Below are 7,182 nucleotides of genomic sequence, written 5' to 3' on the forward strand. Positions count from 1 at the left end.
GGCACCGGGCACGAGGTGGGGGCGGACCCGCACGGGTCCGCCCCCACCTCGTCGTGCCCGGCTCCGCACGCCCGGTCCGGGAAACCGCTCAGAAGAAGACGGAACGCCGCTGCACCAGCAGCTTGTAGAGCGTGTGCTGGATCTGTTCGCGCACCTGGTCCGTCAGGTTGAACATCAGCATCGGGTCCTCCGCCGCCTCCTGCGGATACCCGTCGGTCTGGATCGGCTCACCGAACTGGATCGTCCACTTCGTCGGCAGCGGCACCAGGCCCAGCGGCCCCAGCCACGGGAACGTCGGCGTGACCGGGAAGTACGGGAAGCCGAGCAGCCGCGCCACCGTCCGCGCGTTGCCGACCATCGGATAGATCTCCTCGGCGCCGACGATCGAGCACGGCACGATCGGCACCCCGGCCCGCAGCGCCGTCGACACGAACCCGCCCCGGCCGAATCGCTGGAGCTTGTACCGGTCGCCGAACGGCTTGCCGAGGCCCTTGAACCCTTCCGGCATCACCCCGACGATCTCTCCCCGCTCCAGCAGCGCCTGCGCGTCCTCCGCACACGCCAGGGTGTGCCCCGCCTTCCGCGCCAGCTCGTTCACCACCGGAAGCTGGAAGACCAGGTCCGCCGCGAGCAACCGCAGGTGCCGGGCGGCCGGATGGTGGTCGTGCACCGCGACCTGGAGCATCAGCCCGTCCAGCGGCAGCGTCCCCGAGTGGTTGGCCACCACCAGCGCCCCGCCGTCCGACGGGATGTTCTCCACGCCCTTCACCTCGACGCGGAAGTAGTGGTCCGCCAGCGGCCGCAGCAGCGACATCAGGACCTGGTCGGTCAGCTCCTCGTCGTAACCGAAGTCGTCGACCTCGTAGTCGCCGGTGACCCGTCGGCGCAGGAAGGCCAGTCCGCTCGCGACCCGCCGCTCCCACTCCCCCCGCGGCGCGTCCTCCGGCGGCTCCTGGGCGGCCCGTGGAGCCTCCTCGTCGCCCAGGGGCAGCCGGGCCCCCGGCAGGGCGCTGACCGGCGCGCCGGGGCCCTCCTGCCCGGCCGCCGGCCCCGGCCGGCGGCGCGCCGACCGGGGGGTGGAACCGGACCGGGAACGGTCGTCGTCGAACGGGATCACCTTGGCGTCCGCCATCGTGGGTGCCCTCCTCTACCTCGCGCCGTGCGTCGTGTGGACATCGTCGGGGGAACCGCCGGGGGCGCCGTCGGACGCCAGCACCGCCGCGAACCGGTCGACCGCCCGGCCCACCGCCGCCGGCGGCAGCAGCCCCGGCCCCCTGCTGTGCGCGTACGCGGCGAACGTCTCCGCCGTCGTGAACCTCGGCCGGAACCCCAGCGTCTCGCGCATCTGGACGGTGGAGACCACCCGGCCGTGGGTGAGCAACCGGATCTGCTCCGGCGAGAAGTCCGTCATCCCCGCCGTCCGCAGCGCCGACCCGACCCAGGTGACGGCCGGCAGCAGCAGGGGCACCGTCGGACGCCCCAGCCGCCGGGCGCACTGCGACAGCAGCAGCACCCCGTCGCCGGCGATGTTGAACGTCCCGCTGTTCAGGGTGCCGCGCCGGGGCTCGCGCGCCGCCGCCTCCAGAACGTCCAGCACGTCGTCCTCGTGCACGAACTGGAGCCGCGGGTCGTACCCGAACACCGTCGGCAGCACCGGCAGCGCCAGGTAGTCCGCCAGCGGCGAGTCCGGATCCGGGCCGAGGATGTTGGCGAACCGCAGCACGCACACCGCGACGTCGGGACGGCGGCGGGCGAAGCCGCGCACGTACCCCTCGACCTCCACCGCGTCCTTGGCGAACCCGCCGCTCGGCAGCGACTTGGGCGGCGTCGTCTCGGTGAAGACGGCCGGGTCGCGGGAGGCGGAACCGTAGACGCTGGTGGTCGACTTCACCACCAGCCGCTGGACCGTCGGCGACTTCTGGCACGCGCCGAGCAGCTGCATCGTGCCGATGACGTTGGTCTCCTTGACCGCCGTCCGGCCCGCGGCGCCCAGCGCCTTCCCCGAGACACTGAGATGGACCACCGTGTCCACCGCGTGCTCGGCGAGGACCCGCGCTATCGACGACTGCCGGATGTCCGTCACCACGAACTCCGCGCCCTCCAACGGCTGCTCCGGCGCCACCGCGTCGACCGCCACCACCCGGTCCACGCCGGGGTCCTCCAGCACACGGCGCACGAACCGGCCGCCGAGCTGCCGGGCCGCTCCTGTGACGAGCACGACCTTGCCCAAGATCAGCGCCTTCCGGTCGTCGCGTGGGGCGGGTCACCCCGCCGGGGTCTCCGCAGGCCACCGTAGCGGGTGGACGCCGCACCGTGACGTCCCCAGCGCGCGCTTTGCCGAAGTCATGACCCGGTCGCGGCAGCGGCGGGCACCGGCGGCCGCCCCGCCCTCCGGACCCGCCGCACGGCTGTCCCCGGACAGCACAACAGCCCCTCCGCCCGGGGGCGGAGGGGCTGCGATGACACGAACCGCGTTCGCTTACTTCTTGTTGCGACGCTGAACGCGCGTGCGCTTGAGCAGCTTGCGGTGCTTCTTCTTGGCCATCCGCTTACGCCGCTTCTTGATAACAGAGCCCACGACTACCCTCGCTCACTTCTTCTTCACTGGTGCGGGGCGTCTGGGCCCACACGACCTACGTCGGCCTAGCCTACCCGCCAGCGGGTGAGGGACGTAATCCGAGGGCGACCGGGGCGGTCCGAGGCAGCCCGCGAGGCCGCCCTACGCCGATTCGACCCCCACGAACGACGACTGGAGGTACTCGTGAACCGCTTGCTCCGGCACCCGGAAGGACCTTCCCACCCTGATCGCCGGCAGATGACCGCTGTGCACCAAGCGGTACACGGTCATCTTCGACACCCTCATGACCGAGGCGACTTCCGCCACGGTCAGAAACTTGACCTCGTTCAGAGGTCTCTCGCTGCCAGCAGCCATGACCCACCTGTACCTTCCGCACGCGACGCGCACCGGCTTCCCCTCCGGTGACTCTTCGTCGTTGTGCGCTCACTGCCCAGAGTAGGGGCGGGTGGTACGAGTGGGGAAGAGGGGAGACGATCGGCCGCCTACTGTGACAGACGGGCCCGATTAAGCACATAGCGCGCCACCGGGCGGTAGAACTCCCCCCGCACCGCGTCGTCCAGCGGCACCGCCACCGAGATCCGCCCCTCCGCCTCCCCCACGAACAGCGCCGGATCGTTGGTGTCGGCCGGTCCCATCGCCTCGATGCCCAGCTGACCTGCGCCGCAGACCCACCCGTGGTCGCCGATCACCAGCCGGGGCAGCACCCCGCCGCCCCGGGCCGCCGCCTCCAGCGCCACCCGCACGGGCAGCGGCGAGTGCGTGTGCGCCCCCGGCACACCGCCGCCCACGCCCCCTCCGGGCTCCCGCACCAACGCGACACCGCGTACGTAGTCGAGCTGGTGCGTACGTACGCCGAACCCGGTCACCATGTCGACACTCCGCCCCTGCGCCGGGGTGAGAACGGGGCATCCGGCCGCCGACAGGGCGTCTGCCAGCCCTGCGTAGAACCCGAGGAGCCGATGCGGGTGGCCGGTGCCGATCAGCACCGGCCACCGCCTGCGGGCCGCCTCGGCGAGCCGCTCCGCGAAGGCGTCCAGCGCCTCCACCGTCCGCCGCGGGTCGATGACGTCCGGCCCGTCGACGTGCGTCGGATCGGCGGACACCCCGCACCGGCGCGCCATCAGCCCCAGCAGCGCCCGCTCGTCCCACTCCTGTTCGGGATCGAGCCCGAGCGTCGCCCGGGGGTCCCGGGCGGCGAACAGACGGTAGCTCCGCAGGCTGTCCTCGCGGGTGGTGGCGACGGGCCCGGCGAGCCGGGCCGCCAGAAGATGAGCGCGCAGCGCTCCGGTGCTCAACACCCTGCCGATGCTCCCCGACCAGGGACGACAAGGGGACCAAAAGGCTGATTCCGGCCCACACTTGGCGCAATCACCGAACACCGGACCGTGCACGGTCCGGCCGCCGCGCCCGCAAGCCCGCCCGTCAGGCCAGCAGCCCGCGCAGCGGGAACGCCGCCCGACGGGTCGCCAGCACCGCCTGGTCCACCCGGTCCGCCGGGTCGTAACCCGCCTCCCACGGCTGCCAGGACGGCGTCAGCCCGTCCGTCATCCGGCCCGGCGCGAGCTGCCGGGTCCGGGCGTACACCTCGTCCCGCCAGGACGCCGGGACCACCGAACCGGGGTCGACCGGGGCGTGCGCCGCGATCCCCACCAGATGGGTCCAGGACCGCGGCACCACGTCCACGACCGCGTAACCACCGCCGCCGAGCGCCACCCACCGGCCGCCCTCCACGTGCCGGTGCGCCAGGTCGTGGCACGCCTCCATCACGGCCCGCTGGGCGTCCAGCGAGACCGCCAGGTGCGCCAGCGGGTCCTCGATGTGCGTGTCCGCCCCGTGCTGGGTCACCAGCACCTGCGGCCGGAAGTCGGCGATCAGCTCCGGCACCACCGCGTGGAACGCCCGCAGCCACCCCGCGTCGCCCGTCCCGGCGGGCAGCGGCAGATTGACCGCCCCTCCCTCACCGGGCCCGGCGCCGGTCTCCTCCGGCCAGCCGGTCTGCGGGAACAGCGTCCGGGGGTGCTCGTGCATCGACACGGTCAGCACCCTGGGGTCCTCCCAGAACGCCGCCTGCACCCCGTCACCGTGGTGCACGTCCACGTCGACGTACGCGACCCGCTCCGCGCCCATCTCCAGCAGCCGGGCGACGGCGATCGCCGGATCGTTGTAGACGCAGAACCCCGAGGCGGCGCCGGGCATCGCGTGGTGCAGCCCGCCGGTGAAGTTCACCGCGTGCGCGCTCTCGCCGCGCCACACCGCCTCCGCCGCCCCGACCGAGAGCCCGGCGATCAGCGCGGACGCCTCGTGCATTCCCGCGAAGGCCGGGTCGTCGGTGGTGCCGAGCCCGTACGCCTGGTCGGCGGCGCGGGGGTCGGCCGAGGCGGCCCGCACCGCCCGCACGTAGTCCTCCCGGTGGACCAGCCGCAGCGTGGACTCCCCCGCGGCCTTCGCCGTCCGTACGTCCACGGCCGCCTCCAGCCCGAACGCCCGCACCAGCCCCATCGTCAGGGCCAGCCGGACCGGGTCCATCGGGTGGCTCTCCCCGAAGTCGTATCCGGTTACCGCGTCATCCCACATCAACCGTGCGCGCCCGCTCATGCCCGCCACCGTATCGGGCGGCCCCCTCGCCGAACGAGCGGGCGTACACCAGCGTCACGAGGACCAGGACCATCGGCACCAGCATCGCCCCGCGGTAGCTCCACGCGTCGCCGAGCGCCCCCACGAGCGGCGATCCCACCAGGAAACCCACGTAGTTGAAGATGTTGAGCCGGGCGACCGCCGCGTCGCTGGCACCGGGGAACAGCCGGCCGGCCGCCGCGAACGTCTGCGGGACGATCACGCAGAGCCCGAGCCCGAGCAGCGTGAACCCGAGCATCCCGGTCCACGCGCCCGGCGCGACGGCGACCACGCCGAACCCGAGGGCCGCCAGCACGCTGCCGGCCCGCACCACCGCCGCGGCCCCGAACCGCCGCACCCCGAAGTCGCCGAGACCCCGCCCGATCAGCGTGGTCACCATGTACACGTTGTACGGGACCGTCGCCATCTGCTCGGAGCTGCCGAGGACGTCCTGGAGGTACTTCGCGCTCCAGTTGGAGACGGTGGAGTCCCCGATGTACGCGAACGTCATCACCAGGCACAGCGGCAGCAGCAGGCCGAAGGACAGCCCCGCACCACCGGCGGCCTCCCCGGCCTCCTCCCCCGGCTCCCCGGCCGGCTTCCCCGAGGTGTACCAGCGGCTGCCGGCCAGCGCGACGGGCAGCGCCACCACGACCACCGGCAGGTACGAGACCAGCAGCGACAGGTCCCAGTGGGCCCCGGCCCACGCCAGCGAGGCCCCCGCGATGCCGCCGAGGCTGTAGACCGCGTGGAAGCCGAGCATGATGCTGCGTCCGTACGCCCGTTGGAGACTGACACCCATCATGTTCATGGAGGCGTCGAGCGCCCCCACCGCCAGGCCGAAGACCGCCAGGGCCGCGGCCGCGTGCCAGAGCGCGTCGCCGGCGCCCACCCCGAGCAGAGCGAGCAGCACCAGCGGCTGCGCCCACCGGAGCAGAGTTCCGGGCCGGACGCGGGTCACCACCTTCTCGGTGACGACGCTGCCGACCCCCGCGAGGATCGGCACCGCGGCGAGGAAGACGGGCAGCAGCCCGTCGGATATCCCGTACTGGTCCTGGATGGCCGGGATCCGGGTGACCAGGAGGGCGAAGGTGACTCCTTGGACGAAGAAGCTCAACGCCAACGAGGCCCTGCCGTGCCGCAACCGCGCATCTGTCATGGCGGGAGACTAGGGCCACGGGCTACCCGTGGGTAAGGGCTGTCAGGCGAGCAGTTCGGGGAGTTGGGACATGTCGGAGAAGTAGCCGTTCACGCCCGTGAGCCGGTCCGCCGGCATCATCGAGGTGAATCCGTACACGTCCATGCCCGCGGCCCGTGCCGCCTCGACGCCCAGCGGGCTGTCCTCGATGACCACGCACCGCTCGGGGGCGACGCCCATCCGCTCCGCGGCGTGCAGGAACAGGTCGGGGGCGGGCTTTCCGCGGCCGACGTCCTCGGCGCTGAAGATCCACTCGTCCTCGAACCACTGGTCGAGCCCGGCCTTGAGGTGGCCCACGCGGATGCGTTCGTGGGTCCCGGACGAGGCGACGCAGTAGGCGACGCCGTCCGCGACGAGCTTGCCGAGAAGGTCTTCCACCCCGTCGACGACGACCAGCTCCCGCTGGAACGCCTCGAAGATGCGGGAGTGCAGCGTCGCGTCGAAGTCGTCGGGCAGCTTCTCACCGGTCCGCTCTTCCACGAGGTCGTGCACGCGGTGCACCGCGGACCCCATGTAGTCGCGGACCGATTCCTCGTACGAGGTGGGGTGACCGAGTTCAGTCAGGTAGCCGGCGAGGATGGTGTTGGAGATCGGCTCACTGTCGACGAGCACACCATCGTTGTCGAAGATGACCAGTTCGTAGCGCATGGTTCGAGCCTAGACGCTCGGAACGCAGAAAACCCCCGTGCCACCAGGCACGGGGGTTCCCCACAAAAATTGTTCGGCGGCGACCTACTCTCCCACAGGGTCCCCCCTGCAGTACCATCGGCGCGGAAAGGCTTAGCTTCCGGGT

8 protein-coding genes and 1 rRNA gene are annotated in these 7,182 nt (G+C 72.3%); all 9 read right to left on the reverse strand.

The window, feature by feature from the left end:
• Positions 1 to 88 precede the first annotated feature (88 nt).
• Positions 89 to 1,132, reverse strand: a complete 1,044-nt coding sequence (locus Q0994_RS23160) for a lysophospholipid acyltransferase family protein (protein ID WP_299537964.1) — start codon at positions 1,130 to 1,132, stop codon at positions 89 to 91.
• 15 nt (positions 1,133 to 1,147) lie between these two features.
• Positions 1,148 to 2,230: an NAD-dependent epimerase/dehydratase family protein gene (locus tag Q0994_RS23165; RefSeq protein WP_299537966.1), complete on the reverse strand. Its 1,083-nt coding sequence runs from the start codon at positions 2,228 to 2,230 to the stop codon at positions 1,148 to 1,150.
• 249 nt (positions 2,231 to 2,479) lie between these two features.
• Positions 2,480 to 2,578 (reverse strand): 30S ribosomal protein bS22, encoded by a 99-nt coding sequence (locus Q0994_RS23170; RefSeq protein WP_003948845.1) that lies wholly within the window; start codon positions 2,576 to 2,578, stop codon positions 2,480 to 2,482.
• Between the two features lie 141 nt (positions 2,579 to 2,719).
• Positions 2,720 to 2,932 (reverse strand): helix-turn-helix domain-containing protein, encoded by a 213-nt coding sequence (locus tag Q0994_RS23175; protein ID WP_299537967.1) that lies wholly within the window; start codon positions 2,930 to 2,932, stop codon positions 2,720 to 2,722.
• Positions 2,933 to 3,060: 128 nt separating this feature from the next.
• On the reverse strand, positions 3,061 to 3,876 hold the full coding sequence (locus Q0994_RS23180; RefSeq protein ID WP_299537968.1) for a phosphatase: 816 nt from the start codon (positions 3,874 to 3,876) through the stop codon (positions 3,061 to 3,063).
• Between the two features lie 124 nt (positions 3,877 to 4,000).
• Positions 4,001 to 5,173, reverse strand: coding sequence for an acetoin utilization protein AcuC (locus tag Q0994_RS23185; protein ID WP_299537970.1), 1,173 nt, complete (start codon positions 5,171 to 5,173; stop codon positions 4,001 to 4,003).
• Positions 5,142 to 6,350 carry an MFS transporter gene (locus Q0994_RS23190; protein WP_299537971.1) on the reverse strand — a complete coding sequence of 403 codons (1,209 nt, stop codon included), beginning with the start codon at positions 6,348 to 6,350 and terminating at the stop codon, positions 5,142 to 5,144. Before Q0994_RS23190 ends, Q0994_RS23185 begins: the two co-directional genes overlap by 32 nt.
• Positions 6,351 to 6,392: 42 nt before the next feature.
• Positions 6,393 to 7,037, reverse strand: a complete 645-nt coding sequence (locus Q0994_RS23195) for an HAD family phosphatase (protein WP_299537973.1) — start codon at positions 7,035 to 7,037, stop codon at positions 6,393 to 6,395.
• Between the two features lie 71 nt (positions 7,038 to 7,108).
• Positions 7,109 to 7,182: ribosomal RNA gene (gene rrf, locus Q0994_RS23200) — 5S ribosomal RNA — on the reverse strand; the annotation flags it as partial.

Source organism: uncultured Streptomyces sp. (assembly GCF_947488945.1).
Lineage (GTDB): Bacteria > Actinomycetota > Actinomycetes > Streptomycetales > Streptomycetaceae > Streptomyces.

Coding starts and splice junctions, on each gene's coding strand:
- Q0994_RS23160 (WP_299537964.1), bottom strand. CDS start 1,132: ATGGCGGACGCCAAGGTGATCCCGTTCGACGACGACCGTTCCCGGTCC.
- Q0994_RS23175 (WP_299537967.1), bottom strand. CDS start 2,932: ATGGCTGCTGGCAGCGAGAGACCTCTGAACGAGGTCAAGTTTCTGACC.
- Q0994_RS23185 (WP_299537970.1), bottom strand. CDS start 5,173: ATGAGCGGGCGCGCACGGTTGATGTGGGATGACGCGGTAACCGGATAC.
- Q0994_RS23190 (WP_299537971.1), bottom strand. CDS start 6,350: ATGACAGATGCGCGGTTGCGGCACGGCAGGGCCTCGTTGGCGTTGAGC.
- Q0994_RS23195 (WP_299537973.1), bottom strand. CDS start 7,037: ATGCGCTACGAACTGGTCATCTTCGACAACGATGGTGTGCTCGTCGAC.